Below are 26234 nucleotides of genomic sequence, written 5' to 3' on the forward strand. Positions count from 1 at the left end.
TGCCGGGGACCCGTGCCGGTCCCGTCACCCGCGCGCCCCGGAATGTCCAACAAGCCAGGGTAGAGGCCGCGGGAGCGCTACTGCGGGGGCGGACCGGTGGAGTCGCGGACGACGAGGCGGCAGGGCTGGCGGATGACGCCGGAGGTGGGCTGGCCGTCGAGGGCGGCGAAGAGGTGCTTGACGGCCGTCTCGCCGAGCTGCTGGAGGTTGAGGTCCACAGTGGTCAGCGGCGGCTGGCAGTCGGACGCGAACTCGTGCCAGTTGTCGTATCCCACGATGGAGATGTCGTCGGGGATCTGGCGGCCGAGCTCGCGAACGGTATTGGCCACGCCGGTCGCGATCTGGTCGTTGCCGCAGAAGATGGCGTCGACGTCCGGATGCGCGGTGAGGATCGTGCGGGCGGCGTGGCGGCCCCAGCGCTGCGACCACTCGCCGTAGAGCGGGTCGCCGCCGGCGAGCGGCAGGCCGGCGTCGGTCAACACCTTCCGCACCGTGGCCGCGCGGTCGCGGGCGGCGCGGTACGTCTCCGGGCCGGTGACGTGCGCGATGGTGCGGCGGCCCAGCGACACGAGGTGCTCGGTGGCGAGGCGGGCGCCGTGCTCGTCGTCGGCCAGGACGGACAGGTCGTTGGCGTCGTCTGACTCGCCGTACACGTAGACGACCGGGACCGGGATCTGGCGGGTGAGCGACGGGCGCAGGTCGTTGGAGTCGCCGAGCACGACGAAGCCGTCGACCTGGCGGGCGATCAGTGTGCGGATGTAGTGCTGGCGCCGGATCGCGTCGCCGCGGGCGTCGCAGAGCAGCACGGACATCTGGCCGTTGGCCAGGGCGTTTTCCACGCCGAGCAGGATCGGGATGGAAAACCGGCCGGCGAGCTCGTCGGTCAGCAGGCCGATCGTGCGGGTGCGTCCCGTGAGGAGCCCGCGAGCTAGTACGTTGGGCTGGAAAGCGAGCTCGTCGGCCGCCTGGAGGACCCGGCGGCGGGTCTCCGGGGCGACCTCGTCACGGGCGTTGAGCGCCTTCGACGCGGTGGCCACCGACACGCCCGCGCGGCGAGCCACGTCGGTCAGCGTGACGGGGCGAGAACGCTGCCTGGCCACCGAAATCCTTTCGTGAGGCGTTTCGTCGGAGGGTACACCAAGACACCCTTGACAGCCTTATGGCGCCGTCGCTAGATTGCCGAAAAGGTTTTCGGCCACCGGGCGGCCAGGTCCTATCCGACCATCAAAGGGTGGCCGCATGTCCGGTGTTTGCCAGGTTCACGTTCACATAGACGGTGGTGGCTGGGCATGATCGGACCGGTGCTCCCGTCGGCGGGTGCGCCGCGCCCGCTGGGCGTGGACGCGGTGCGGCTCCGCGGCGGCTTCTGGGGTGAGCGCCAGGAGCGCAACGCGGAGGCGACGACCCCGCACGTGCACCGGTGGCTGGAGGAGACCGGCCGGTTGGGCGACTTCCACCTTTGGGCAAACCGGGGCCCGGCTTCGATGCGGGTCTGGCTCCCGGTGACATCACAGGCTGAGTAAAGGAAGGGAGGGCACCACACCCCACGGTCCCCGGCTGGTGGCTCCGACCTGCGCCCGGCTAGTCGGGCCACCAGCCGGCTACCCCCTCAAGCCTTTACGGTGGAAGCGCGCACTGCCCGCCGGCGTGCGGTGAGCTTGCGCGCCTTGGCCTGCGCGCCACAGTCGGCCATCGCGCACCAGCGGCGCGAGCCGTTTCGACTCTGGTCGAGGAAGAGCCAGCCGCAGCCGCCCTCGTCCACCGGACACTCCTTGAGCTGCCCCGGATCGACGGTGCGCAGCAACTCCACCGCCGCGAACGCGAGCCGGTCGGGCAACAGGAACGCCGGGTCGGTGCCGACCACCACCGCCGCCGGGTGATCCGCGGCCCCGACCAATGTGGAGCGTGCGGCGGCGGCCGCCCAGCGGAGGGTGAGGTGCTCCAGCGCCGCGCTGTCAGGGCTGGAATCCGCGAGGGTCGCGCGGAGAACTTCGTACACCGACTCCCGGACATCGAGTGTCGCGTGCAGTGCCTGGCCGGCGGACCCGGACCTGGCTCGCCAGGCCGCGCTGACGACGCGGGCCTCGCCCGCGTCGGCCAGGCCGACCCGCTGTGACCAGGCGAGCAGCTCCGCCGGGGACGTGAGGTGCTCCTGGCCGCCCGGTCGCCGTGGCGTCACGGTGTTGACCAGGTCGAGCACCGGGTGCCCGCCGACGATCCGCAAATCCGGCTTGCGCTCCTCCGACACGCCTGAGATGCTACCACCGTAACCGGCTTTAGTGGAGACACCGTGACGATATCGAAACGGCGTGCCACCGGTGCCCTGGTGGCGTTGTCGGTGGCCACGTTCACGTACGTGACGACCGAGGTGCTGCCCATCGGCCTGCTCAGGGTGATGGCCGACGACCTCGGCCGCTCCGACTCGGAGATCGGGCTGCTGGTGACGGGCTACGCGGGCGTGGTGGTGCTCGCCTCCATCCCGCTCACCTACCTGACCGGCCATATCCCGCGGCGCTGGCTGCTCACCGTCACGCTGGCCATCTTCGTGACCGGCGCGCTGGTTACCGCCATCGCCGCGAACTACTGGGTGCTGCTCGCCGCCCGCCTCGCGATCGCGCTCACCCAGGCCCTCTTCTGGTCGGTCGTCGGCCCGACCGCGGCCGGCCTCTTCCCGCCCGAGGTGCGCGGCCGGGCGGTCGCCCGCCTCTCGATCGGGGCCGCACTGTCCCCTGTGGTCGGTGTGCCGGTGGGCACGTGGATCGGGCAGCTGGCCGGGTGGCGGGTGGCCTTCCTGGTAATGGCGGCCGCGGGGCTGGCGACATGCGTGGCGGTCGCGGCGCTGGTGCCGACGTTCGCGCCGGCGGAGGGCGGTGCCGCGCGTGGCACCGCGCCGGACGTCCGCCGCTACGCCATCCTCGTCGTGGCGTGCCCGATCGGCGTGGCCGGATCCATGACGGCGTACACCTACGTGACGCCCTTCCTCCTCGACGTGAGCGGCTTCGCGCCATCGGCACTCGGGCCGCTCCTCCTCGTCACCGGCGTGGCGGGCGTGACCGGCACGCTGGTCGTCGGCCGCTTCCTCGACCGCCGGCCGTGGGGTTCGCTGGTCGTGCCGCTCACCGCGACGGTCACCGCGCTGCTGGCCCTCTACACCCTCGGCACCGCCAAGGCGGCGGCCGTCGTGACGGTCGCGCTCGCCCTGATGGCTTACTCGGCGTTCGCGGTCGCGGTCCAAAACCGCACACTCCAGGTCGCGCCCGGCAGCACCGACCTCGCCGGGGCGGGCATGGGCTCCGCGTTCAACTTGGGCATCGCGGGCGGCTCACTCCTGGGCGGTGGTTTGATCCAAACCGAAGGTGTACGAAGCGTCGCGCTAGCCGGCGCCGCACTAGCGGCCGCCGCTCTCGCCCTCTTCCTCGCCGAGCCGAGACTGGCGCGCTCCGCGCGGTCACGCCCCGGGGCTGGCGGCGTCCTCGCCCGCGAGCCGGTCTCGGAGCTCGGCCCGGGTGCCTAGAAACCAGTTCTGCTTGCGGCGGTTGCTCTCCCGGACGAAGTCGCGGAGGGCGTTGCTCGCCTCGACGTGCGCCGACACGTCGCCGATGATGGCCACCCGCAGCCGGTAGTTGGCGAGCTTCTGGAGGAATTCCCCGGCGATCCCGTTGCTGAGCCTGAAAAACTCGGGATCGAACCGCGCGGCCGGGATGGCGATGAAGTCGGCCTGGTGCTCGTAGGTGGCAGCGATGAGATCGAGGGCATCAGCGCCACTCCCGATGGCCGGCCCCTCCTCGGGGACGCTGAGCACACGCACACCATGGATCTCTTCGACCGTCATGGCCGCGATCGTAGAGACTCAGACCCGCGCCCGCTCGACGATTTCCTCAGCCGGGCCGGGTCGAGTTTCGCGCCCGAGTGACGCTGGATCTCGCCGAGCCGCACATGCTCGTGCCGGCGAACCTGCCGCCGAGCGGCGAACACCGTACGCTGCCGCTGGGTGGCGCGATCCAGGTCACCGGCGAAGAAAAACATCTCGATGCCCTGCAACCGCTGTTGCGGCCAGAGGGGGAGTGCTGGGCATACGTGACGCTGCACGAGATCGTCGAAGAGACCGCCCGGACCTCCAAGACGGTCGTCGAGGTGCGGGTCGACGGCGAGCGTGTCGGGCAGCTCACGCCCAAGATGAGCGGTGAGCTGCTACCCGCCATCCGGCACATCGCGGAGATGGAGGCGAGCACGTCGGCGCGAGCGATCGTCAAGGGCAACCGGATCAAGGCGGAAGTCGTGCTCTATGTGGCCCGCGCGCATGAGCTTCCGGACACCTGGCTCAACGGGGTGGCGGATCGCAAGCCCCCGGCCGCTGCGGAAGCGGTCGTCGCCGCAGCCGCGGTGCCCCGGACTCAGCCGCGCGAACACGGTCCGATCCCGCCACCGCCGACGTCGATCCGGTTTACGGTGCCACCGGAATGGCCGGCTCCGCCGTCAGGATGGGTGCCACCGCCGGGCTGGCGCCCCGACCCGGCCTGGCCGCCGGCGCCCACAGGCTGGCAGTGGTGGGTGCCGGCTTGGGAATGACGGCGGCGCGAGGCCACTACCAGCCGCGGGCGTGCCACTCCGGGAGGCTCGGGCGTTCCGCGCCCAGCGTGCTGTCCTTGCCGTGGCCGGGATAGAACCAGGTCTCGTCCGGCAGTCTGTCGAAGAGCTTGCGCTCGACGTCGCCGATCAGGGACTCGAAGTCTGCCCTGACGCCACGGGTGTTTCCCACGCCGCCGGGGAAGAGGCTGTCGCCCGTGAAGAGGTGATGGACGCCCGCCGGGTCGGCGTAGAGCAGGGCGATCGAGCCCGGCGTGTGGCCGACCAGGTGGATGACCTCCAGCGGGCAGTCGCCGACGGAGATGACGTCTCCATCGTGGACGGTCTCGGAGGTGACCGGGAGCTCGCCGGCGTCGGCCTCGTGCGCCAGCGATCTGGCGCCGGTCTCGGCGATCACCTCCTCCAGCGCCACCCAGTGGTCCATGTGGCGGTGGGTGGTGACCACAGTGGACAGGGTGTCGTCGCCGACGAGCGAGAGCAGCCGTGGCGCGTCGTTGGCGGCGTCGACGAGGAGGAGTGAGCCGGTCGCGTTGCAGCGCAACAGGTACGCGTTGTTGTCCATCGGGCCGACCGACACCTTGGTGATGGTGAGCGCTTCCAGCGTGCGGACGTCGGGTGGGCCGCCCGGGGTGACGTCTCCGGTGTAAGGCATGGCGGTCATCAGATCCAGGCGGGTGGGGTGGGCAGGGGGCCTGCGGGTGTCGCGTCGAGGTCTACACCGGACGATCGGCCGGCCAGCCAGGCCGCCAGCTCGAACGTCGGGCCGGCGATCACCGGGGTGTCCCGCTCCACCTGGCCGATCGTGAGGTCGTGCGCGAGCTCGGTCGGCCGGAGGATCAGCGGGGTGACGCCGGTGGCGTTGGTGAGGTCGCTGACCACCTCGCGGAGCAGGTGCTGGCTGAACGCGTCTGGCCAGTCGCTCGGCTTGTATCCGGCGTCGAGGTCGACGTGGTGCACCTCGACCTCGCGCAGGCGGCCCCACACGCAGGTGGCGGCCGGGGCTTTGCGGCCGCCGGTCCGTTCGACGATGGTGCCCCAGGCGTCGGCGGGCATCTCGGCGGCCGCTTCGGCGAGGCGGGCGGAGGCCACGCGCAGGTCTTCGAGCTGCTCGGCCAGCGGGCGGGCGGCGCCCTCCCGGATGCCGGCCTCGCGGGCCTCGGCGCTCGCGTATCCGGGGGTGCGCACCCCGGTGCGGGCCCAGGTCAGGAGGTTGAACTGGGAGTCGGCGTTTCGCGCGAGGTGGGTGAGCACGTGGCCGCGGGTCCAGCCGGGCAGGAGGGACGGGGCCGTCAAGGCGTCGTCGTCCAAAGCCGCCGCGGTGCGCAGCAGCCGGTCGGTGGCGCGGTCGAGCTCGGGCAGGAGTACGAGCGGGTCAGCCGTCACACTCCTGACCCTACAGAAATGGCTTTCGCCCCACCGGCATTGGACCTTACGGTCTGGGGCAGACGCGTCACGACGAAGGCCCGGGGAGAGGAGGTGGGGAGCTATGGCTTTCCTCGCCTCACGTTGTTCGAGTTTCTGAGTCTCCTCTCACAAAGGGTTGTACCGATGACGTTCGATCTTGCGTCCCTCGGTTGGGACGGCAGCCACACCATGCCCGACGGCGACGCCCAGCCCGGCCGGGTCGTGCGGGTCGACCGCGGCGTCTGCACCGTGCTGTGCGCCGAGGGCACCGTGCGCGCCAGCCTCGCCGGCGCGATCCTCTCGGCGGCCGCCCGCGATCCGGTCAACCTGCCCTGCGCGGGCGACTGGGTGACCGTGCGCACGTGGCCGGACGAACGGATAACGGTGGAGTCCGTGCTGCCGCGCCGGACGGCGATCGTGCGCCGCACGTCCGACAAGGACTCGGTCGGGCAGGTGCTCGCCGCCAACGTCGACGCGGCAGCCGTGGTCGAGCCGATGCATCCGGCGCCCGACGTCGGCCGCGTCGAACGCCTGCTCGCGCTCGCCTGGGAGTCCGGCGCGCAGCCCGTGGTGGTACTCACAAAATGTGATCTGGCCGCGGATCCGGGTGCGGTGGTCGCGGAGATCGCGCAGGCCGCGCCCGGTGTCGAGGTTCTCGCCGTCAGCGCGCAGCGCGGTGACGGTCTCGCCGAGCTGGCGCCGCACGTGGCGTGGGGGCGCACGCTGGCGCTGCTCGGGCCCTCCGGCGCGGGCAAGTCGACGCTCGTCAACGCGCTCGCCGGCGCGGTGGTGATGGGCACGCAGACCATCCGGCGTGTGGACGGCAAGGGACGGCACACGACCACGTATCGGGCGTTGATCCCGATTCCGGACGGCGGTGCGGTTCTCGACACTCCCGGCATCCGCGCGGTGGGCCTGCTGGACGCGGAGGAGGGGTTGGACCGGGCCTTCGCGGACGTGGCCGACCTGGCCGCGACCTGCCGCTTCGCGGACTGCCAGCACGACGGGGAGCCGGGCTGCGCGGTGCGCGCGGCGTTGGACGCCGGAGACCTCCCACCTCGGCGGTACGAGAGCTGGCTGAAGCTCCAGCGGGAGATCGCTTACGAGATGCGGCGCAAGGACGCGCGGCTGCTGGCCGAGCAGCGGGCGATGTGGAAGCGGATCCACAAGGAGGTGCGCGGCCACAACCGTCCCTGAGCTGCGGGAATGTGGCGGCTCCGGAAAGTGTCATACCGGGGGTCTAAAGTCGTTCCGGCAGTCTGGACGTTCTCCCCGGGGGCACATAGTGGCGGATCGGTTGATCATTCGTGGCGCGCGCGAGCACAACCTGCGCGACGTCAACCTTGACCTACCCCGCGACGCCATGATCGTTTTCACCGGGCTCTCCGGGTCTGGTAAGTCAAGCCTCGCGTTCGACACGATCTTCGCGGAGGGCCAGCGGCGATACGTGGAGTCGCTGTCGTCATACGCGCGGCAGTTCCTCGGGCAGATGGACAAGCCCGACGTCGACTTCATCGAGGGCCTCAGCCCGGCCGTCTCGATCGACCAGAAGTCGACGTCGCGTAACCCGCGTTCCACGGTCGGCACGATCACCGAGGTCTACGACTACCTGCGGCTCCTCTTCGCCCGGGTGGGTGAGCCGCACTGCCCCAAGTGTGGCCGCCCGATCTCCCGCCAGACGCCGCAGCAGATCGTCGACCGGGTGCTGGCGATGGACGAGGGCACCCGGTTCCAGGTGCTCGCGCCGGTGGTCCGGGGCCGCAAGGGTGAGTATGTCGACCTGTTCGCCGAGCTCCAGGCGAAGGGATACGCGCGGGTCCGCATCGACGGGGTGGTCTACCCGCTGACCGAGCCGCCCAAGTTGAAAAAGCAGGAAAAGCACACGATCGAGGTGGTCGTCGACCGCCTCACGGTCAAGGCGAGCGCCAAGCAGCGGCTCACCGACTCGGTCGAGACCGCGCTGCGGCTGGCGGCCGGCGTGGTGCTGCTCGAGTTCGTCGACCTGCCCGAGGATGACGAGCACCGCGAGCGCACGTTCTCGGAGCACCTCGCGTGTCCCTACGACGACCTGTCGTTCGAGGCGATGGAGCCGCGCTCGTTCTCGTTCAACTCGCCTTACGGCGCCTGCCCCGAGTGCACCGGCCTCGGCACCAAGAAAGAGGTCGACCCAGAGCTCGTGGTGCCCGACCCGGAGCGCACGCTGCGCGAGGGGGCGATCCAGCCGTGGGCCGGCGGCACCACGTTGGAATACTTCATTCGGCTGCTCGAGGCGCTCGGCGACCAGGAGCACTTCGACATCGACACGCCGTGGCGGGCGCTCCCGTCGCGCGCGCAGAAGACGATCCTGCACGGTGCCGAAGACCAGGTGCACGTGCGCTACCGCAACAAGTACGGGCGCGAGCGCTCCTACTACACCGGCTTCGAGGGCGTGGTGCAGTGGATCGAGCGGCGCCACTCCGACACCGAGTCCGACTGGTCGCGCGACAAGTACGAGGGGTACATGCGCGACGTGCCCTGCCCCACGTGCGGCGGCGCGCGGCTCAAGCCCGAGGTGCTCGCGGTCACGATCGACGGCAAGAGCATCGCCGAGGTGTGCAACCTGTCGGTGGGTGAGTGCGCCGACCTGCTGGGCGCGATGACGCTCAACGACCGGCAGAAGATGATCGCCGAGCGGGTGCTCAAGGAGATCAACGCGCGGCTGCGCTTCCTTGTCGACGTGGGTCTCGACTACCTGTCGCTCGACCGGCCGGCGGGCACGCTCTCCGGCGGCGAGGCGCAGCGCATCCGGCTCGCCACCCAGATCGGCTCCGGCCTGGTCGGCGTGCTGTACGTGCTGGACGAGCCGTCGATCGGCCTCCACCAGCGTGACAACCACCGGCTGATCGAGACGCTGGTCCGGCTCAAAAATCTCGGCAACACGTTGATCGTGGTCGAGCACGACGAAGACACGATCCGCACCGCCGACTGGGTGGTCGACATCGGCCCCGGCGCGGGCGAGCATGGCGGTCACATCGTGCACAGCGGCTCGGTCGACGGCCTGCTGAAGAGCAAGGAGTCGATCACCGGCGCCTACCTCTCCGGCCGTCGCCAGATCCCCACACCGGGGATGCGGCGCATGCAGATTCCGGGGCGCGAGCTGGTGGTGCAGGGCGCCCGCGAGCACAACCTGAAGAACCTGACGGTGTCGTTCCCGCTGGGGCAGTTCATCGCGGTCACCGGCGTCTCGGGCTCGGGCAAGTCCACGTTGGTCAACGACATCCTGTACACGGTGCTGGCCAACCAGATCAACGGCGCCCGCCTGGTGCCCGGGCGGCACACGCGGATCACCGGCATCGACGAGGTCGACAAGGTGGTGGGCGTCGACCAGTCACCCATCGGCCGCACCCCGCGGTCCAACCCCGCGACGTACACCGGCGTCTTCGACAACATCCGCAAGCTCTTCGCGGAGACCACCGAGGCCAAGGTCCGGGGCTATGGGCCGGGGCGGTTCTCGTTCAACGTGAAGGGTGGCCGCTGCGAAAACTGCGCGGGCGACGGCACGATCAAGATCGAGATGAACTTCCTGCCCGACGTCTACGTCCCGTGCGAGGTCTGCAAGGGCGCCCGATACAACCGGGAGACGCTCGAGGTGCACTACAAGGGGCGCACGATCTCCGAGGTGCTGGAGATGCCGATCGAGGAGGCGTCCACCTTCTTCGAGGCGATCCCGGCGATCCACCGCCACCTCAAGACGCTCGTCGACGTCGGGTTGGGCTACGTGCGCCTCGGCCAGCCGGCACCCACCCTCTCCGGTGGTGAGGCGCAGCGGGTCAAGCTGGCATCCGAGCTGCAAAAGCGTTCGACCGGCCGCACGGTCTACGTGCTGGACGAGCCGACCACCGGCCTCCACTTCGAAGACATCCGCAAGCTGCTGCGGGTGCTGGAGAGCCTCGTCGACAAGGGCAATACGGTGATCGTGATCGAGCACAACCTCGACGTGATCAAGACGGCCGACTGGCTGATCGACATGGGCCCCCAGGGCGGTCACAAGGGCGGCACGGTGGTCGCGACCGGCACGCCCGAGGAGATCGCCGAGGTGCCCGACAGCGCGACCGGTCAGTACCTGCGGCACGTGCTCGGCCTGGACGGCGAGGCGGTGGGCGCCGCCGAGGCGACCACCCGGGCCGCGAAGGCAAACGGTGCCGCCACCACCAAGCGGGCGCCGGCGGCCGCCGCACCCCGAAAGGCCACCAGCGCCAAGACCACCGCCGCGGCGAAGGGCACCAAGGCCGCCGCGCCGGCCAAGGCGACGGGGTCGGCGCGCGGGGCGAAGGCGACGAGCGCGGCCAAGGAGACCGCGAAGGCGGCACCGGCCAAGGCCGCGCGGCGGGCCCCGGCCAAGTCGCGCGGCTGAGCTTTCGGCACAGGGCGGTGGCTGCCACCTTTCAGGCCGCCGGAGTCGTCACGGCCGGAGTCGATGCGGTACAGGGCGGCGGCTGCGACCCTTCCGGTCGCCGGGGTCGTCACGGCCGGCGTCGATGCGGTCAGCGCCGTTGATGCGTATGGCATGATGCCAACCCTTGGGCCTGTCCAGGCCGCCTTCGAAGATCGGAGGGAGGGTGGGCACGGTGACCCTCACGGCCGCTGGCATCTCGCGGTCGGCCCGCCACCGGGCGCGCCGGCAAGGCAGCATCGCGACGAGACGCACGGTGCCGCGACCGGTCCGGGTCGCGCCGGCAGCCGAGCGTGTGGACGCGCCTCGACCGGGTGCCGTGGCACGGCTCATCGCGCAGGTGTTGCGCCCGGACACACCAAGCCAGTGGCTGGCCTTGGCGATCCTGTCCCCGCTGTTGGTGCCCTGGCTGATCGTCGTGCGGATGAAGCAGGACCTGGATCAGGTTCGAGCTGACATCCGGCGTGATCGAGAGCAGATGCGCCGGCGGGCTTACGGCCACTTGATGAGGCGCGGGAGAGACGCGCAGGTGGCGTGGCAGCAGTTCGTCTGGCTCAATGGCGTGACTCCCGCGGACCCGCTCCTCGCGTCACGCTTCCGCCGCCATTGTTTCCGGGCGCTGAGACTGGAGCGGGCGGACGAGCGCCACATGGCGATGATCAGCGTGCCGGGTGGCCTGCTGTTCATGGGGCTTCCGGTGGTCCTCCAGGCACCGATCCATATGGATCCGGCGAGCCACGTCCTGCTGTACCTTGCCGTGCTGGCGGGAGTGATGGCGACCTTCTACCTGTTCACCAGGCTGACCCGCTTCGCGTCGTGGGTGCGCGCGGGCGTAGTGATCGTGGCCGTCTTCGTCGGCGCCTCCCTTCTGCTCCGAACGCGGTGGCACGTGCGCTGGCCGACGTCGACGCCGGGACAACGGCTTCCGGGCGAGGACGCCGGTGCCGTCCTGTGGTGCGGCATCGTCGCCGCCACCGTGGCCGCGTTTCTGATCCTGATGGTTGCCCTACAGGCGCTGGTCGAATGGCCGCGAGAGGTGCGACTCATGCGGAGGGAGCCCGACGTCGTCGCTTTCCGGGCGGTGCGGCGCGTCATCGGCCTGCTCGCCCGGCCGGAGCGCACCTTCGCGGATTTGGTGACCCGCCGCCGGCTGGTTTGGGGACTGGAGCAGTTGGCCCGCACCATCGAGCGGGGCTACCCGCGGGCGATCGTCCCGGCGGCGGCCGCGGATCGCGACGCGCTCGCGGCGAAGTGTGCGCAGCTCGCCCGGACGATCCGCACCTACCAGGTGTCGTTGGCGTTCCCGGACGTCGAGACGCTGCCCGCCCTGCGCCGGATGACCTTGGCGACGACGTCCGCCATCTGCACCGGCCGGCTCGGCTCGCTCGCGCTGTCCCCGTCGCCTGTCGCGGGTGCCCGCCGGAGGCTGTGGTCGACGGTGGGCGCCGCCCTCCGGGTCTTGCTTGTCGCGGCGCTGCCTGTGCTCGCCGCCACCGTGCTGTTGCGCTTTGGGCTTCTCGGCGGAGACTCCACCAGCCGGACGATCGTGGTCGCCGCCACGCTGTGGGGCGTCGTGGTGCTCATGACCGCACTCGACCCGCTGTTCAACGACCGCGTCAGCACGATGAAGGACCTGTTGGGGATGCTCTCCACCAACAAGAAAGAGTAAATGGACCATTACACAAAGTGACGGCACGCATTTGATGTCGCGGTGATCCTCCACGGCCCGGAAGATCGGGTCGGAGGGGTATTGGCGGATCGACGAGCGTGGGTCTATTTGCGATCTTGTAGATCGGAAGTTGAGCTTTTGACGATCGGCAGAACCGGCCCTGAGCAGCGGTGATATACGCCTGCGCGGCGCCGCCGAGGGACGACAAGAGCGGGGTGGTGAACCATGGCGCCCGGAGGCTCGTGTGTACTGACGTGGCCGTGATCGCCCTGATCACGGTGGGCCGAAGACAGGAAGGGTGAGGCATGAGCGAGGAACAGGCGGTGACGCAGTCGGGGGTGACCACCCGCCGGGCACTGCTGGCGGGCGCGGGGGCCATCGGCACGACCGCGGTGCTGGTGGCCTGCGGCACGGACCCTGACGAGGACACCTCCACCTCGGGCGGCACCCAGTCGAACGGCGCTAGTGACCCCGCCGCGGGCTCCGGCGACAGCGGCGGCAGCGCGATCATCCAGACCAGCAAGGTGCCGGTCGGGGGCGGTGCCATCATCGCGTCGTCGAGCGTCGTGGTGACGCAGCCGACCGAGGGCGAGTTCAAGTGTTTCAGCTCGACGTGCACGCACCAGGGGTGCCCGGTGACGGCCGTCGAGGGCGGCACGATCAACTGCAACTGTCACGGCAGCAAGTTTTCGATCACCGATGGCTCGGTGAAGGGCGGCCCGGCGAGCAAGCCGCTGGCCGAAAAGCAGATCAAGGTCGACGGCGACAACATCACCCTCGCCTGACACCACGCCGCCGGCCCGCGCCTCGCGAGATTGACAGAGGCGCGGGCTAGGCTTTTTCGCGTGGCAGACCCCTCGACTTACCGTCCCGCGCCGGGCACTATTCCGGACGCCCCGGGGGTCTACCGTTTCCGCGACGCGAGTGGGCGGGTCATCTACGTCGGCAAGGCGAAGAGCCTGCGCAGCCGGCTGAATTCGTACTTCGGCGACCTGTGGCATCTGCACCAGCGCACCCAGCAGATGGTCACCACCGCGTCCGCGGTCGACTGGGTCACGGTCGGCAGCGAGGTCGAGGCCCTCCAGCTCGAATACTCGTGGATCAAGGAGTTCGACCCGCGGTTCAACGTGAAGTACCGCGACGACAAGTCCTACCCGTATCTGGCCGTCACGCTCGACGAGGAGTATCCGCGGCTTCAGGTGATGCGCGGCGCCAAGCGCAAGGGTGTGCGCTACTTCGGGCCGTATTCGCACGCGTGGGCGATCCGCGAGACGCTCGACCTTCTCCTGCGCGTGTTCCCGGCGCGCACGTGTTCTTCCGGGGTTTTCAAGCGGGCCGGCCAGATCGGCCGGCCCTGCCTGCTCGGCGACATCGGCAAGTGCTCGGCGCCCTGCGTCGGCCGGGTGACGGCCGACGAGCACCGGGCCATCGTCGAAGAGTTCTGCGACTTCATGGCCGGCCGCACCGAGACGATGGTCAAGCGGCTGGAGCGGGAGATGATGGCCGCCTCGGAGCGGCTGGAGTTCGAGCTCGCCGCCCGCCTGCGCGACGACGTCGTGGCGCTGCGGCGGGCGCTGGAAAAGCAGGCCGTCGTGTTCGGCGACGGCACCGACGCCGACGTGGTCGCCTTCGCCGAAGATCCGCTCGAGGCGGCGGTGCAGGTCTTCCACGTGCGCGGCGGGCGCATCCGCGGTCAGCGCGGCTGGGTCGTGGAAAAGGTCGAAGACCTGACCACCGGCGACCTCGTGCACCACTTTTGCAGCCAGGTCTACGGCGGTGAGCAGGGCGAGGGCGACGTCCCACGCGAGCTGCTCGTGCCCGCGCTCCCGCCCGACGCCGACGCGCTCGCCGACTGGCTGAGCCAGCACCGGGGGAGCCGGGTGCAGCTTCGGGTGCCGCAGCGCGGCGACAAGAAGGCGCTGCTGGAGACCGTCGCGCGCAACGCCGCCGAGGCGCTCACCCGCCACAAGCTGCGCCGCTCCGGCGACCTCACCACGCGCAGCAAGGCGCTCGAGGAGATCACCGAGGCGCTGGGGCTGCCCACCGCGCCGCTGCGCATCGAGTGTTACGACGTCTCGCAGATCCAGGGCACCGACGTGGTGGCCAGCATGGTGGTCTTCGAAGACGGCCTGCCCCGCAAGAGCGAATACCGGCGCTTCGCGGTGCGCGGCGCCACCGACGACCTGTCGGCGTTGTCAGAGGTGCTGCGGCGCCGGTTCGCCAGATATCTGGAGGCGCGCGCGTCGCTGGGCGAGCTCGACGCCGAGGAGGCCGAAGACCCCGAGCGCCCCGGCATCGACCCGACGACGGGTCGCCCGCGCAAGTTCGCCTATCCGCCCCAGCTGGTCGTCGTCGACGGCGGCCAGCCCCAGGTCGCCGCGGTGGCCGCGGTCCTGGCCGAGCTGGGCATCGACGACGTCGCGCTGTGCGGCCTGGCCAAGCGCCTGGAGGAGGTGTGGCTCCCGGGCGACGACTTCCCCGTGATCATGCCGCGCGCCTCCGAAGGCCTCTACATGCTCCAGCGCCTGCGCGACGAGGCCCACCGGTTCGCGATCGCCTTCCACCGCGAGCGCCGGTCAAAGCGGATGACCGTGTCCAGTTTGGACTCGATCCCGGGCCTGGGCGAGGTGCGGCGCAAGGCGTTGCTGCGGCACTTCGGCTCGATCAAGCGCCTAGGTGCGGCCAGCGTCGACGAGATCGCCGAGGTGCCAGGCATCGGCCGCCGCACCGCCGAGGCGATCGTCGCCACCCTGGGGGACGCGCCTCCCGCCACCGGCCCCTCCAGCAACGCCGATCCGACCGCCGCTTCGGCCGAGCACCCGGGGCTGGCCTCCACTCCCGCCGGCGAGGCGGGCCCGAGGTCCGCTTCGGCCGGCGAGGCAGGGCCGAGCTCCGCTGCCGATGCGGAGGCGGGGCCGGGCACCACCGCCGCCGGGAAATCTGTTTCACGATAGGGATTTGAGCTACCGCGATGTCCGTTGTGGTCCGGACCGCTGCTCCCGCGGCCTCACCCTTCGCGCTTCACGCCCAACCGCTGACAGGCGTGGCTGCCGCCCGCACGGAAGCAACGCGGCGTTACTGGTCGGGTCGGGAAGGTTGAGATCTAGGACACTTAGGGTCGAAATAGCGCCCTAACTCTCCAAGATCTCGACCCGAGGGCCGCTCGTCCGGTTGCGGCGACTACTCAGGGCGACGAAAGCCCAAGCCGTCGACCCCGGCGAGCGACATTGTGGACGAAACGCTAACCGTCGCGCAGTGTGAAGCCGGCGGGCGACGCCGCGCACGCCACTTGCCTGTGCCATCCGACGGCGATCGACCCGACCGCTTCTGGAGATGCCGACGTCCGGGCGATCTCCGACGGCCGCGACGATCAGCACCCGACGCTGGCGCTCCGGCGTTGGCGCCCTGGCTCTTGACGGGTCGACGAATTAAAGGGGTGGCCGTGACCAGCGGCGGATGGGTGAGGCCGCGGGAGCGACGGACAGTGACCACGACGGACGTCGCGGTAGCTCAAATCTCTGTCTCTAGGAACGAGGAAGCCCGGCCATGCCGGCGGGGCGCCCGCGACCCGGAGCGCCTAGGATTCTCTGGTGCACGACGACTCCAGCGCGCCGCCCGACGACGACACCGAGCTTGTGGTGGTGACCGGCGTCTCCGGCGGCGGGCGCAGCACCGTGGCCCGGGCGCTGGAAAACGTCGGCTTCTACGTGGTCGACAACCTGCCGCAGGCGCTCATGCTCGACATGGCCGAGTTGGCGCAGAAGGCGGGCGGTGCGGCCCAGCACACCGCGATGGTGCTCGACGTGCGCAGCCGCGCGTTCTCGACCGATCTGGTGGGGGCGATCAACGCGCTCAAGGAGCGAGGGTTCCACCCGCGGGTGGTGTTCGTCGACGCGGACGACGAGGTGTTGATCCGGCGGTTCGAGAGTGTGCGGCGTTCGCATCCGCTCCAAGGTGACGGGCGGCTGGCGGATGGCATCGCGGCCGAGCGCAAGCTGCTGGAGGAGGCGCGCGACCACGCCGACGTGATCATCGACACCAGCCACCTCAACGTCAACCAGCTGCGGCGGCGGGTGGAGGAGCTCTTCGGCGGTGAGGACGCGCGGCGGCTGCGGGTGACGGTGCTCTCGTTCGGCTTCAAGTACGGGCTGCCGCAGGATGCCGACTTCGTGCTGGACGCGCGTTTTCTCCCCAATCCGTACTGGGTGCCCGAGCTGCGCGAGCACAACGGGCAGGAGGAGGCGGTCAGCTCTTACGTGCTGGGCCAGCCGGGGGCGGGGGAGTTCGTCGCCACGTACGCCAGCCTGGTCGGGGCCACCGCGCCCGGGTTCGAGCGGGAGGGCAAGCGCTACCTCACCGTGGCGGTCGGCTGTACGGGCGGCAAGCACCGCAGTGTGGCTATAGCCGAAGAGCTGGCCGATCGGCTGCGGCAGGCGCGCATTTCGGCCCATGCCTCGCACAGGGACCTGGGGCGGGAATGAACGTCGTGGCATTCGGCGGCGGCCACGGGCTGGCCGCCTCGCTCCGCGCGTTGCGGCTGTGTCAGGCCGACCTCGACCTCGACATCACGGCCGTGGTGACCGTGGGTGACGACGGTGGTTCGAGTGGGCGGCTGCGAGACGAGCGGGGCGCGCTGCCGCCGGGCGACCTGCGGCAGGCGCTGGCCGCGCTGGCCGCGCCCGACTCGGTGGCGACGGCCGATCTCTTCCAGCACCGGTTTCGGCCGCCGGGGCCGCTGACCGGTCACACGGTGGGCAACCTTGTGCTGCTCGGGCTGATGGAGCTGCTCGGCGATCCGGTGGCGGCGCTCGACCACGCGGCCGCGATGGTGGGTGCGGCCGGGCGGGTGCTGCCGATGTCCTGCGAGCCGCTCGGGATCGAGGCCGAGGTGCAGGGTGCCGATCCGTCGGTGCCCGACGACGTGCTGACGGTCCGTGGCCAGCACGCGGTCGCGGTGACCCGGGGGCGGGTGCTGTCGGTGCGGTTGACGCCACCGCGGGCGGCGGCGTGCCCGGACGCGGTCGCGGCTGTCGCGGCGGCCGACTGGCTGATCTTCGGGCCGGGCAGCTGGTATACCAGCGTGATCCCGCACTTGCTCATGCCGGGCCTGGCCGCCGCGATCGTCGCCAGCCCCGCCCGCCGCCTGGTCACCCTCAACCTCGCGGAGGAGAAGGAGACCCTCGGGCTGTCGGTCGCCGGCCACCTGGCGGCCCTCCGCTGGTACCTGCCCGAGCTGAAAATCGACACGGTCATCGCCGACGAGAAGGCCGTAGGCGACCCCGAACCCGTGCGCCATGCGGCAGAATCGCTGGGTGCGCGGCTCACTCTCGCCCCCGTGGCGGTGTCTGACGGCAGCGCTCGACACGATCCGGCGGCGCTCGGCGCCGCACTGGTGCCTGTCTTGGGCGCCGGTCGTTAGTCACAACTGAAGCACTCGCAACTGTCCGGGAGATGACGACGAGATGGCTATGACGGCGGCGGTCAAGGACGAGCTCAGCCGGGTCGACGTGCCGAAGCCTTGCTGCCGCCGGTCGGAGATGGCCGCGCTGCTCCGGTTCGCCGGCGGGCTGCACATCGTCTCCGGCCGGGTCGTCGTGGAGGCCGAGCTGGACACCGGCGCGGTCGCCCGGCGGCTACGGCGCGAGGTCGCCGAAGTGTACGGGTATCCGAGCGAGATTCACGTCTTGGCCTCGGGTGGGCTGCGCAAGGGCAGCCACTACATCGTGCGAGTGGTCAAAGACGGCGAGGCGCTGGCCCGCCAGACCGGCCTGCTCGACGTGCGCGGCCGGCCGGTGCGCGGCCTCCCGCCGCACGTGGTCTCGGCCGGCATGTGCTGCGCGGTCTCCGCGTGGCGCGGGGCGTTCATGGCGCACGGCTCGCTGACCGAGCCGGGCCGCTCGTGCGCGCTGGAGATCACCAGCCCGGGGCCGGAGTCGGCGCTCGCGCTGGTCGGTGCCGCGCGGCGGATCGGCGTCAGCGCCAAGCAGCGCGAGGTCCGCGGGGTCGACCGGGTCGTGGTCAAGGACGGCGACGCGATCGCCGCGCTGCTCACCCGCATCGGTGCCCACTCCAGCGTGCTCGCGTGGGAGGAGCGCCGGGTGCGCCGCGAGGTCCGCGCCACGGCCAACCGGCTGGCCAACTTCGACGACGCCAACCTCAGGCGCAGCGCCCGCGCGGCCGTCGCGGCGGCGGCGCGGGTGACCCGCGCCCTGGAGATCCTCGCCGACGACGCACCTAACCACCTGACCTCCGCCGGCCAGCTCCGCTTGGAACACCGTCAAGCTTCGCTGGAGGAGCTGGGCGCGTTGGCCGACCCGCCGCTGACGAAGGACGCGATCGCGGGACGGATCCGCAGGCTCCTCGCATTGGCCGACAAGCGTGCCCGCGATTTGGGAATCCCCGACACTGAGGCGGCCGTCACACCCGAGATGTTGGTCGGATAAGGCGAGGCCCCGGCCCAAATCCACGGCGGCGACTCGGCTACTGTCAGAGGCGGCGACGAGGCCGAATCACAGCAAAATCCAAAGCGCACGAGGAGATGGACCGTGACCATCCGCGTTGGCATTAACGGCTTCGGCCGGATCGGCCGTAACTTCTTCCGGGCGGTGCTGGCGTCCGGCGCCGACATCGAGCTCGTCGGCGCCAACGACCTCACCGACAACGCGACGCTCGCCCACCTGCTGAAGTACGACAGCATCCTGGGCCGTCTGCCCTACGAGGTCAAGGCCACCGGTGACGAGATCACCGTCAACGGCAAGACGTTCAAGGCGCTCGCCGAGCGCGACCCGGCCAAGCTGCCCTGGGGCGACCTCGGCGCCGACGTCGTGCTCGAGTCGACCGGCTTCTTCACCGACGCGACGAAGGCCAAGGCCCACGTCGAGGCCGGCGCCAAGAAGGTCATCATCTCCGCCCCGGCGAAAAACGAGGACGTGACGCTCGTCATGGGCGTCAACCAGGACCAGTACGACCCGGCGCGGCACACGATCATCTCGAACGCCTCCTGCACCACCAACTGCCTCGCTCCGATGGCCAAGGTGCTGCACGACACGTTCACGATCGAGCGCGGCCTGATGACCACGATCCACGCGTACACGCAGGACCAGAACCTCCAGGACGGCCCGCACAAGGACCTGCGCCGCGCCCGCGCCGCCGCGCTCAACGTGGTGCCCACGTCCACCGGCGCCGCCAAGGCGATCAGCCTCGTGCTGCCCGACCTCAAGGGCAAGCTCGACGGATACGCGCTGCGCGTGCCGATCCCGACCGGCTCGGCCACCGACCTCACCGTGACGCTGTCCCGTGAGGTCACCGTCGAGGAGGTCAACGCCGCGGTCAAGGCCGCCGCCGACGGGCCGCTCAAGGGCATCCTCACCTACACCGAGGACGAGATCGTCTCCTCCGACATCGTCACCGACCCGGCCTCGTGCATCTTCGACGCCGGCCTCACCAAGGTGATCGGCGACCAGGTCAAGGTCGTCGGGTGGTACGACAACGAGTGGGGCTACTCCAACCGCCTCGTCGACCTCGTCAAGCTGGTGGGTTCCTCGCTCTGATGAAAACGCTGGACGACCTCCTCGCCGAGGGAGTCGAGGGTCGGCGCGTGCTCGTGCGCGCCGACCTCAACGTCCCTCTGGATGGCACGACGATCACTGACGACGGCCGCATCCGCGCGGTGCTGCCGACGCTCCGCGCGCTCAGCGAGGCGGGTGCCCGGGTCATCGTCGTGTCCCACCTGGGCCGCCCCAAGGGCGCGCCCGACCCCAAGTACACCCTCGAGCCGGTCGCCCGGCGCATGGGTGAGCTGCTCGACCGCCCGGTCGCGTTCGCGACCGACACGGTCGGCGAGTCGGCCAAGTCGGTGACCGCGAGCCTTGCCTCCGGCGAGATCGCGCTGCTGGAAAACCTCCGCTTCAACGCGGGCGAGACGAGCAAGGACGACGCTTCGCGGTCGGCCTTCGCGGACGAGCTGGCCGCGCTCGCCGAGGCGTTCGTCGACGACGCGTTCGGCGCCGTCCACCGCAAGCACGCCAGCGTCTACGACGTGGCCGCCCGCCTCCCGCACTTCGCGGGTGGGCTCGTGCTGCGCGAGCTCGAGGTGCTGGGCAGGCTCACCGGCCAGCCCGAGCGTCCCTATGTGGTGGTGCTCGGCGGTTCCAAGGTCTCCGACAAGCTCGCGGTGATCGAGGCGCTGCTGCCCAAGGTCGACAAGCTGCTGGTCGGCGGCGGCATGTGCTTCACGTTCCTCAAGGCGCAGGGCCACGAGGTCGGCAATTCGCTGCTCGAAGAGGACATGGTCGACACCTGCCGCGACCTCCTCGACCGCGCCGCCGGCCGGATCGTGCTCCCGGTCGACGTGGTGGCGGCGACGGCGTTCGCGGCCGACGCGGCGCACGACGTGGTCGACGCGAGCGCGATCCCGGCCGACCGGCTCGGCCTCGACATCGGCCCGGCCAGCGTCACGCTCTTCGCCGAGGCGCTCGCCGGGGCCCGGACCGTGTTCTGGAACGGCCCGATGGGCGTCTTCGAGCTCGCCCCGTTCGCGGCCGGCACCCGGGGCGTGGCCGAGGCGATCACCAAGGTCGACGGCTTCACCGTGGTCGGCGGCGGCGACTCGGCCGCGGCCGTGCGCACGCTCGGCCTCGACGAGGAGGCGTTCGGGCACATCTCGACCGGCGGGGGCGCCTCGCTGGAGTACCTGGAGGGCAAGACCCTCCCCGGCGTCGCCGCGTTGGAGCAGTGATGGCAGGCAAGCCCGCCCGCCGGCCGCTGATGGCCGGCAACTGGAAGATGAACCTCAACCACCTCGAGGCCAACCTGCTCGTGCAAAAGCTTGCCGCGAGCCTCAACGAGCAGCAGCTCAGCGATGTCGAGGTGGTGGTGCTCCCGCCGTACACCGACATCCGCACCGTGCAGACGCTCGTCGACGGCGACAAGCTCCTGCTGGGATACGGCGCGCAGGACCTCTCGCCGCACCCCAAGGGCGCCTACACCGGCGACATCTCCGGCGCGATGCTGGCCAAGCTCGGCTGCCAGTACGTGGTCGTGGGCCACTCGGAGCGCCGGCAGTACCACCACGAGGACGACGCGCTGGTCAACACGAAGGTCAAGGCCGCCCAGGCCAACGAGCTCGTGCCGATCGTGTGCATCGGCGAGGGCCTGGAGACCCGCGAGGCCGGCGAGCACGTGCCCTACGTGATCGAGCAGCTCGACGCCGGCCTCGACAAGCTCACCCCGGCCCAGGTGGAGAAGGTCGTGGTGGCGTACGAGCCGGTGTGGGCGATCGGCACCGGCAAGACCGCCACGCCCGAAGACGCGCAGGAGGTCTGCGGCGCCATCCGCCAGCGGATCGCCGAAAAGTTCGGCGCGTCCACGGCCGAGGTCGTGCGCGTGCTGTACGGCGGCTCGGTCAAGGCCAACAACGTCGCCAGCATCATGGCCCAGCCCGACGTCGACGGCGCCCTGGTGGGTGGGGCGAGCATCGACGCCGAGGAGTTCGTGCAGATCTGCCGCTTCCCGGAGCACGTGCAGCGCTGAGCTTCGCCTTCCGGTCCGTCCGCGTCGCGGGCGGACCGGAAACCTTTTCAGACACGTTTCCCGGGCCGCGTCAGCGGCGGACCGCCGCTCCCGCCGGAGACCGCGGCGGTCGGCGGCTCGCCAGGGCTCACCGAAACCCCCGACCTCCGCTGCCAGGCCCGCCGGCCAAGCCCAAACACCCCGGCAGCTGCTCGGCCTGGCAGATCTTGGTACGAAATGCCCCTCGACTTTCTGGCTTCATTTTTGGTGCGGTTAGTTGTGCCATCCCGACGGCCATCGACCCGTCCGCTTGGCGCATGCCAACGCCCGGGGCACCACCCCCCAGACGGCCGCAACGATCAGCACCCAACTCTGGGGCGCCCCGGGCGTCGGCATGCTCAGCTCTTGACGGGTTGATGGGTGTCGGGATGGCACTTCCCCATCCTGATGGTCGGAGGCTTGAAAGGGGTAAGCGCAACCAAAGAACCAGGGTGAGGCCGCGGGAGCAACGGAGAGCGACCACGACGGACGTCGCGGTAGCTCAAGAAAGAATCAGCCGACCAGGCCGGCCAGCTTGCCGCGGACCTCGTCGGCCTCGGGCTGATCCAGCTCCTCCAGCAGCACCAGGGCCTGTCGCCACGCGCGGCGGGCTCTTTCGCGTTGGCCGGCGGCGTGGTGTGCGTCGCCGAGGCGGGTGAGCGTGCCGGCCTCGTGCGGGCGGTCGCCCGCCGCCCGAAACATCTCCAGCGCGCGCTCGAAGCTCGCCACCGCCTCGCGCTGGTTGCCGAGGTGGTGGTGGGCGTAGCCGATGCTGTCGAGCGTGGCCGCCACGCCCGGCCGGTGGTCGAGCTCGCGCAGCAGCGGGAGCGCCTGCTCGCAGTACTCCAGCGCCTCCCGGTACTCGCCGTTCTGCGCGTGGTACCAGCCGACGTTGTTGAGCGCGTTCGCGATGCCGACCTGGTGGCCGCCGGCCCGGTACAGGTCGAGCGCCTTCGCGGCGTGGTAGAGCGCGTCGCGCTGGTGGCCCTGGGTGCCGCACATGAAGGCGAGGTTGCGGTGGGTGTTGGCCTCGCCGAGCCGGTCGCCGATCTCCTCGAACAGGTCGAGCGCCCGCCAGTAGTGCACGTGCGCGTCGATGAAGCGGCCCACCCGCGCGTACGCCCGGGCCAGCCCGCGGTGCGCGTCGGCCTCGTCGGGGCGGTTGCCGAGGCGGCGGGCGGCCTTGAGCGCGAGGTCTTGCACGCCGGCCCAGTCGTGCCAGTGGCCCTGCCGGTCGAGGTAGGTGGTGACCGCCCAGGCCAGCTGCCACGTGTGCGTGTCGTACCCGGCGGTGGCGGTGTGCTCGACGACCGCCAGCAGCGTGGCGTGCTCGGCGGCGAACCAGGCCAGCGCCTGCTGCTGGTCGCCGGCCACGTAGATCGTCACGCCGGGCAGCGCGGCGGTGCGGGTGATCTGGTCGCGGTGCGGGTTGAGGCGCGTGTCCGCCGCGTACGCGGTGTGCAGGTAGTGGTCGAACATCCGCTGGAGCGCCGCCTGCCGCTCCTCCGGCGGGTCGGTCTGCGCCGCGAGCTCTGCCGCGTAGGCGCGGAGCAGATCGTGGAACGCGTACCGGCCGGGCGTCTGCTCGGCCACCAGCCGGGCCCGGACCAGCTCGGCGAGGAGCGGCCGTACCTCCGCCGCCGGCGCACCGGCCAGGCTCGCCGCGGCGGGCATCGCCAGGTCGGTGGCCGGGTGCAGGCCGAGCAGGCGGAAGAGGCGGCCGGCCGGCTCGCTCAGCGCCCGGTAGGACCAGGAGAAGACCGCCCGCACGTCGGTGGCCGGGTCGGCGCCGGAGAACGCGTCGAGCCCGCCGCGCGCCTGCCGCAGCTCGTCGGCGAGCGCGGCGAGGGACAGGCCGGGCCGCGTCGCGGCGCGCGCGGCCACGATCACCAGGGCGAGCGGGAGGCCGGCGCAGGCCCGGACGATGGTGGCCAGCGCCTCCGGCTCGGCCGCCACCCGGTCCGCGCCGAGCCGGCGGGCGACCAGCTGCGCGGCGTCCGCGGGATCCAGCAGATCCAGGGGAACGGGGTGCGCGCCCTCGGCCGCGACGAGGCCGCCGAGCTGGTTGCGGCTTGTCACGATCACCAGGCAACCGGGGGAGCCAGGCAGCAGCGGGCGCACCTGGTCGGCGTCGCGCGCGTTGTCGAGCACCACGAGCATGCGGCGGCCGGCCAGGAGGCTGCGGTAGAGCGCGGCCTGTGCGTCGAGCCCCACCGGCATCCGCTGGGCGGGCACGTGCAGGGCGTCGAGGAAGCCGCGCACCGCCTCGTCCGGCGGCACCGGGCCGGCCGGGTCGAAGCCGCGCAGGTTGACGTAGAGCTGGCCGTCGGGGAAGCGGTCGGCGACCCGGTGCGCCCAGTGCACGGCGAGCGCGGTCTTGCCGACGCCCGCGGTGCCGTCGATCGCCGAGATCACCACGGCGGTGCCGTGGCCGGACCCTTCGCGCGGGAGGAGCGCGTCGAGCCGTTCCAGATGGGCGGCCCGCCCGGTGAAGCCCGGCACCGACGCCGGCAGCTGGCGCGGCCGCGGGTCGGCGCGGCGGACGACCTGCTCCTGCCGCAGGATGCGCAGGTGGGTGTCGCGCAGCTCGGCGGAGGGCTCGACGCCGAGCTCGTCGGCGAGGCGGTGGCTCACCTCGGCGAAGAGCGACAGCGCGGCCGCCCGCTCGCCGGAGCCGGCCAGCGCGACCATGAGCTTGGCGGCCAGGCCTTCGTGCAGCGGCTCGTCGGGCGCCAACTCCTGGAGCCGGGCCACCGCGGCGGCGTGCAGGCCCAGGTCGGCCGCCAGGTCCGCGTACGCCAGCGCGGCCCGCACCCGCCGCCGCCCCGCCGCCACGGCCGCCGGGTGGCTGCGCAGCCGGGGGCTCGCGCCGGCCAGCACCGGGCCGCGCCAGCAGCGCAGTGCGCGGTCGAGCAGGTCGACGGCCGTGCCGGTGTCGGGTGTGGCGGTGCCCCGCTCGACGAGGTCCTGGAACCGCGCCAGGTCGAGACTTTCGCCGTCGAGGTCGATCGCGTACCCGTCGCCGGCCAGCCTGATCACCCGGCCGGGGGAGCGGGGCTCGCGGTCGGGGTCGAGGCGCCCGCGCAGCCGCCCCACGTACGTCTGCACCATGCTCAGGCAGGTCTTCGGCGGCTGGTCGCCCCAGAGCACGTCGACGATCTCGTCGCGGCTCACCACCTGGCCCGGCTGGATCGCGAGCAGGGCGAGGAGGTCGCGCTGCGGCGCCGGGCCGAGGTCGACCGCCGCCGCGCCGGTGCGCACCGAGAGCGGGCCCAGCACCTGGACGCGTGGCCGCCGGTCGGTCTCCGGCGCCCGCCGGGGGTGGGGGATGGCGGCGAGCAGCCGGTCACGGTCGAACGAGGCGAGCCCGAGCGCCTCGGCCAGCCGGCGTAGCGAAGGAGCACGCGGGGTATCTACCCGCTCACGCTCGATGTCCCGTATCGTGCGTACGCTGACGGAGGCGCCGGTCGCCAGCTCCTGCTGGGAAAGGCCGGCGGCCAGACGGTATCGGCGCAGCAGCGAGCCCACCGTCGCCTTGGCGTTCTGGGGCGCCATATCCGACTTGTTCCTCGCATACATCCGGGGCGGTACCCGGGCCATCCTGCCTCTTTCTGCCGGCCACGGAAACCGGCTTTCCGGTCTTGATGAGTTTGCGCAGGTCAGCGCGGGTGCCGCCGGCAAACCAACCGGTCGTGATGCGTTGTGTCAGCGGCGGGCGGCGGTTCATATGGTCATCGTGGCCGGTCGGGCCGGTTCGCACCGGATATGGGGGCGGTACGGGCCGGCCCGCCCGGATCCGCTTCCGCTATCCTTGGTGGGCTCCTTGGTGTCCATCGTCGATGGGCTATCTTCGATGGGCTTCTGTGTCGAGAGGACTGACCGCCACCATGCCGATCGCGTTCGCATACACGTTGATCGTGTTGCTCGTAATCACCAGCTTCCTGCTGATGCTGCTGATCCTGCTGCACCGCGGCAAGGGCGGTGGGCTGTCGAGCATGTTCGGTGGCGGTGTGAGCACCAGCCTCGCCGGTTCGTCCGTGGCGGAGAAGAACCTCGACCGTTACACCATCTTGGTGGGCATCGTCTGGTTTGCCTGTATTGTCGGCCTAGGCCTTTGGCTCAAACTCGCGATGAACCCTTAGGGCCCTCAGCACCGTACGTAGTCATAGACTCTCCGCGGTCTGATTTATCCCCTGGTTCCCCGTCGCGACGTCGAACCCCCACTCGACGACAGGAGCGAAGAGCCGTGCCACATGGCAGCGCCATCCGCGGCACCCGTGTCGGATCGGGCCCTGTCCGGCCCACCGAGCGGTGCGACCCCGCCCCCCGCCGGCCCGTGACGTACTGGTGCGCGAAGGGCCACTCGATCGAAGTCCTGCTCGCGGCCGAGGTCGCCCCACCGGCCACGTGGGACTGCCCTCGATGCGGCCAGCCCGGCGGCCTCGACCAGCTCAACCCGCCCGGCCCGTCGCGCGCCGAGCCCTACAAGTCGCACCTGGCCTACGTGAAGGAGCGCCGCAGCGACGCCGACGGCGAGGCACTGCTCGCCGAGGCGCTGGCCGCTCTGCGCCGCCGGCGCGGCGAGTTCTGACC

General features: G+C 71.1%; 21 protein-coding genes and 1 pseudogene. 16 read left to right on the forward strand and 6 right to left on the reverse strand.

All coding sequences use genetic code 11. The annotated features are described in order from the left end of the window. Positions 1-77 precede the first annotated feature (77 nt). The gene (locus tag ACTMTJ_RS18585; RefSeq protein WP_441218152.1) at positions 78-1100 is read right to left on the reverse strand and encodes a LacI family DNA-binding transcriptional regulator; all 1023 of its coding nucleotides are present in this window, start codon (positions 1098-1100) and stop codon (positions 78-80) included. A gap of 189 nt (positions 1101-1289) precedes the next feature. Between ACTMTJ_RS18585 and ACTMTJ_RS18590 the strand changes: the two genes are divergently transcribed. Further along, positions 1290-1523 carry a hypothetical protein gene (locus ACTMTJ_RS18590; protein WP_441218154.1) on the forward strand — a complete coding sequence of 78 codons (234 nt, stop codon included), beginning with the start codon at positions 1290-1292 and terminating at the stop codon, positions 1521-1523. Positions 1524-1609: 86 nt separating this feature from the next. On the opposite strand, the gene ACTMTJ_RS18595 is transcribed toward ACTMTJ_RS18590, so the two are convergent. Next, positions 1610-2248: a CGNR zinc finger domain-containing protein gene (locus ACTMTJ_RS18595; protein WP_441218156.1), complete on the reverse strand. Its 639-nt coding sequence runs from the start codon at positions 2246-2248 to the stop codon at positions 1610-1612. Positions 2249-2290: 42 nt separating this feature from the next. On the opposite strand from ACTMTJ_RS18595, the gene ACTMTJ_RS18600 reads away from it, so the two are divergent. After that, positions 2291-3514 carry an MFS transporter gene (locus ACTMTJ_RS18600; protein ID WP_441218158.1) on the forward strand — a complete coding sequence of 408 codons (1224 nt, stop codon included), beginning with the start codon at positions 2291-2293 and terminating at the stop codon, positions 3512-3514. Here ACTMTJ_RS18600 and ACTMTJ_RS18605 read toward each other — a convergent pair. After that, on the reverse strand, positions 3449-3832 hold the full coding sequence (locus tag ACTMTJ_RS18605; protein ID WP_441218160.1) for a DUF4180 domain-containing protein: 384 nt from the start codon (positions 3830-3832) through the stop codon (positions 3449-3451). The two genes, ACTMTJ_RS18600 and ACTMTJ_RS18605, sit on opposite strands and share 66 nt — an antisense overlap. 77 nt (positions 3833-3909) lie before the next feature. Here ACTMTJ_RS18605 and ACTMTJ_RS18610 point away from each other — a divergent pair, with 77 nt between their 5' ends. Then, positions 3910-4569 (forward strand): hypothetical protein, encoded by a 660-nt coding sequence (locus ACTMTJ_RS18610; RefSeq protein ID WP_441218162.1) that lies wholly within the window; start codon positions 3910-3912, stop codon positions 4567-4569. Between the two features lie 16 nt (positions 4570-4585). Here ACTMTJ_RS18610 and ACTMTJ_RS18615 read toward each other — a convergent pair whose 3' ends face one another. Both ACTMTJ_RS18615 and ACTMTJ_RS18620 read right to left on the reverse strand, forming a co-directional pair. Beyond that, a complete protein-coding gene (locus tag ACTMTJ_RS18615; RefSeq protein ID WP_441218247.1) occupies positions 4586-5239 on the reverse strand; it encodes an MBL fold metallo-hydrolase in 654 nt (217 codons plus the stop codon). Positions 5240-5247: 8 nt separating this feature from the next. Further along, the gene (locus ACTMTJ_RS18620) at positions 5248-5970 is read right to left on the reverse strand and encodes a maleylpyruvate isomerase family mycothiol-dependent enzyme (RefSeq protein ID WP_441218164.1); all 723 of its coding nucleotides are present in this window, start codon (positions 5968-5970) and stop codon (positions 5248-5250) included. Between the two features lie 165 nt (positions 5971-6135). On the opposite strand from ACTMTJ_RS18620, the gene rsgA reads away from it, so the two are divergent. The 11 genes and pseudogenes from rsgA to tpiA all read left to right on the forward strand — a co-directional run bounded on the left by rsgA (position 6136) and on the right by tpiA (position 21623). Further along, entirely contained in the window at positions 6136-7188 is a 1053-nt protein-coding gene (rsgA, locus tag ACTMTJ_RS18625) for a ribosome small subunit-dependent GTPase A (RefSeq protein ID WP_441218166.1), read from the forward strand. 88 nt (positions 7189-7276) lie between these two features. Beyond that, a pseudogene (gene uvrA, locus ACTMTJ_RS18630) lies at positions 7277-10219 on the forward strand (excinuclease ABC subunit UvrA); the annotation flags it as partial. Between the two features lie 379 nt (positions 10220-10598). Next, a complete protein-coding gene (locus ACTMTJ_RS18635) occupies positions 10599-12092 on the forward strand; it encodes a hypothetical protein (RefSeq protein ID WP_441218168.1) in 1494 nt (497 codons plus the stop codon). A gap of 305 nt (positions 12093-12397) precedes the next feature. Then, positions 12398-12877 carry a Rieske (2Fe-2S) protein gene (locus ACTMTJ_RS18640; protein WP_441218170.1) on the forward strand — a complete coding sequence of 160 codons (480 nt, stop codon included), beginning with the start codon at positions 12398-12400 and terminating at the stop codon, positions 12875-12877. Between the two features lie 60 nt (positions 12878-12937). Further along, positions 12938-15046, forward strand: a complete 2109-nt coding sequence (uvrC, locus tag ACTMTJ_RS18645) for an excinuclease ABC subunit UvrC (protein WP_441218172.1) — start codon at positions 12938-12940, stop codon at positions 15044-15046. 636 nt (positions 15047-15682) lie between these two features. Continuing rightward, positions 15683-16573, forward strand: coding sequence for an RNase adapter RapZ (rapZ, locus tag ACTMTJ_RS18650; protein WP_441218174.1), 891 nt, complete (start codon positions 15683-15685; stop codon positions 16571-16573). After that, entirely contained in the window at positions 16570-17511 is a 942-nt protein-coding gene (locus ACTMTJ_RS18655; protein ID WP_441218176.1) for a gluconeogenesis factor YvcK family protein, read from the forward strand. Before rapZ ends, ACTMTJ_RS18655 begins: the two co-directional genes overlap by 4 nt. A gap of 43 nt (positions 17512-17554) precedes the next feature. Further along, entirely contained in the window at positions 17555-18535 is a 981-nt protein-coding gene (gene whiA / locus ACTMTJ_RS18660; protein WP_441218178.1) for a DNA-binding protein WhiA, read from the forward strand. Between the two features lie 102 nt (positions 18536-18637). Further along, entirely contained in the window at positions 18638-19642 is a 1005-nt protein-coding gene (gene gap / locus ACTMTJ_RS18665) for a type I glyceraldehyde-3-phosphate dehydrogenase (RefSeq protein WP_441218180.1), read from the forward strand. Continuing rightward, positions 19642-20829, forward strand: coding sequence for a phosphoglycerate kinase (locus ACTMTJ_RS18670; RefSeq protein WP_441218182.1), 1188 nt, complete (start codon positions 19642-19644; stop codon positions 20827-20829). The genes gap and ACTMTJ_RS18670 overlap by 1 nt, the downstream gene beginning before the upstream one ends. Beyond that, positions 20829-21623, forward strand: a complete 795-nt coding sequence (gene tpiA, locus ACTMTJ_RS18675; protein WP_441218184.1) for a triose-phosphate isomerase — start codon at positions 20829-20831, stop codon at positions 21621-21623. Before ACTMTJ_RS18670 ends, tpiA begins: the two co-directional genes overlap by 1 nt. 531 nt (positions 21624-22154) lie before the next feature. Here tpiA and ACTMTJ_RS18680 read toward each other — a convergent pair. Further along, entirely contained in the window at positions 22155-25196 is a 3042-nt protein-coding gene (locus tag ACTMTJ_RS18680; RefSeq protein ID WP_441218186.1) for a BTAD domain-containing putative transcriptional regulator, read from the reverse strand. A gap of 332 nt (positions 25197-25528) precedes the next feature. Between ACTMTJ_RS18680 and secG the strand changes: the two genes are divergently transcribed. Both secG and ACTMTJ_RS18690 read left to right on the forward strand, forming a co-directional pair. After that, entirely contained in the window at positions 25529-25783 is a 255-nt protein-coding gene (gene secG, locus ACTMTJ_RS18685) for a preprotein translocase subunit SecG (protein WP_441218188.1), read from the forward strand. 104 nt (positions 25784-25887) lie between these two features. After that, positions 25888-26232 (forward strand): RNA polymerase-binding protein RbpA, encoded by a 345-nt coding sequence (locus ACTMTJ_RS18690; RefSeq protein ID WP_441218190.1) that lies wholly within the window; start codon positions 25888-25890, stop codon positions 26230-26232. Positions 26233-26234 lie beyond the last annotated feature (2 nt).

Origin of the sequence: Phytohabitans sp. LJ34, assembly GCF_052068095.1 — a bacterium.
GTDB lineage: Bacteria > Actinomycetota > Actinomycetes > Mycobacteriales > Micromonosporaceae > Phytohabitans.